Source organism: Bacillus sp. AP50 (genome assembly GCF_040492675.1).
Classification (GTDB): domain Bacteria; phylum Bacillota; class Bacilli; order Bacillales; family Bacillaceae_G; genus Bacillus_A; species Bacillus_A cereus.
Genome location: NZ_JBEUTW010000589.1, coordinates 1 through 1,682 on the forward strand (window position 1 = coordinate 1; position 1,682 = coordinate 1,682).

Here is a 1,682-nt window from a genome sequence, read left to right on the forward strand (position 1 = left end):
ATGTTCTACTGGAGAAGAAAGCACTATTAAGGTTGTAGGCTTTCCATACTCTAAGCACAAATTAATATAGTCTTCAAGTGTATGTACTGATTCTGTCACTACCTTTGTTAGATAACTGTATAAACCGGCAATACGATGGCATTCGACTACATCTGGATGTTCCATTGCAAATTTTTTATATTTGTTGCAATCTCTTGGTTCCATTAAAACAAACGCGGTAATATGTTTTTTTAATTCTTTCGGATTAACAATCGTACGATAACTTATAATGACACCCTGTTCCTCTAGTCTTCTGACTCGCTCTGTAACAGAGGGGGAACTCAAACCTACCAGCTTTCCTATTTCAACCATACTTAAACGTGCATTTTCCTGAAGATGTGAAAGAATTTTTAAATCTGTTTGATCCATTAATGTATCTCCCCTTGATTAATTAAGAATACAATTAATAATTCTTAAATTTTTTAAGAAAATTATAATTAATACATAAATTATAGCATGTTATCTTTTTTTAAAACTTTATATAATTGATATCAATTAACGAAAGAGAGGCTGAGTATCTTGACACAACAATCATTGAAACGTTCAATTACTTGGGTACAAGGGACTGCATTAACCATAGGGGCTGTGTTGGGTTGTGGAATTCTTATATTGCCCTCAATTACTGCAAATAGCGCTGGACCAGCTTCGCTTTTATCTTGGGTTATCATGTCTATATTAGCTTTTCCCATTGTCGCAACTCTGGCGCATCTTGCTAAAATGATTCCTAGTGCAGGAGGAATTACAGCTTATGTTCAAATGGCATTTAATGCAAATACGAGTGCAATCCTAGGATGGATTATGTTAGGATCTATTCCTATTGGATTACCTATTATCGCTTTAACAGGTGCCCATTATATTGGTTATGTTTTTCCAATAAGTAATGCAGGAGTTATAGGCATCGCGGCAGTAATTTTGATTACTTCTTTACTCTTACATATTAAAGGAATTGAGTTATCATCAAAAATAAGTGTGTTTGTCATTTGTATAATTTCACTTCTAATAATTGTGGCTGTTGTCGTTTCTATCCCCTATGTAAAATTAAGTTCTTTTACACCTTTTGTACCAAACGGATGGTCTTCTGTTGGAGCTTCTTCTGTAATTATCTTTTTCTCATTTGTAGGATGGGAGATGATAACCCCATTAGCTGAAGAGTTTAAAAGACCTGCTAAAGATATTTCCATTAGTCTATTTTTAGGGGCAATTTGCATCTCAATTATGTACATTGCAATATCTTTTGTAACAATAGGGACTCACTCATATGGTGATAAGAACCAGATAGCTTCCCTTAGCATTCTAATATCAAAAGGATTAGGATCAATAGGTACATATATAACCACTATTTTAGCAATTTTCATTTCGTTTAGTGCTGTACATGCTAACATTGCAGGTTTTTCAAGAATGATTTATGCCCAAGCTAGAGAAGGACATTTCCCTTCCTTCTTTGCTAAATTACATTCTAAATTCCAAACTCCAACTAGGGTTTTACTAGTTTTAGGCGGAATTTTTAGTTGTATTTTAATTTTTTATGGTATAGCACGACCAAATTTAGAGATGCTTCTAAAAGGCCCTAGTGTAATTTTTATTACCTCGTATATTTTTACAATGCTAGCTGCTCTTAAGTTATTAAAAGTTCAAGATATAGG

The 1,682-nt window shown here is 33.5% G+C and carries 2 protein-coding genes; one reads left to right on the forward strand and one right to left on the reverse strand.

Annotated elements, in window-relative coordinates; translation table 11 throughout:
- The coding region (locus ABWK52_RS26980; RefSeq protein ID WP_353772263.1) for an Lrp/AsnC family transcriptional regulator at positions 1-408 on the reverse strand (408 nt) is incomplete at its 3' end.
- Positions 409-558: 150 nt separating this feature from the next.
- Between ABWK52_RS26980 and ABWK52_RS26985 the strand changes: the two genes are divergently transcribed.
- The coding region (locus tag ABWK52_RS26985) for an APC family permease (RefSeq protein WP_353772264.1) at positions 559-1,682 on the forward strand (1,124 nt) is incomplete at its 3' end.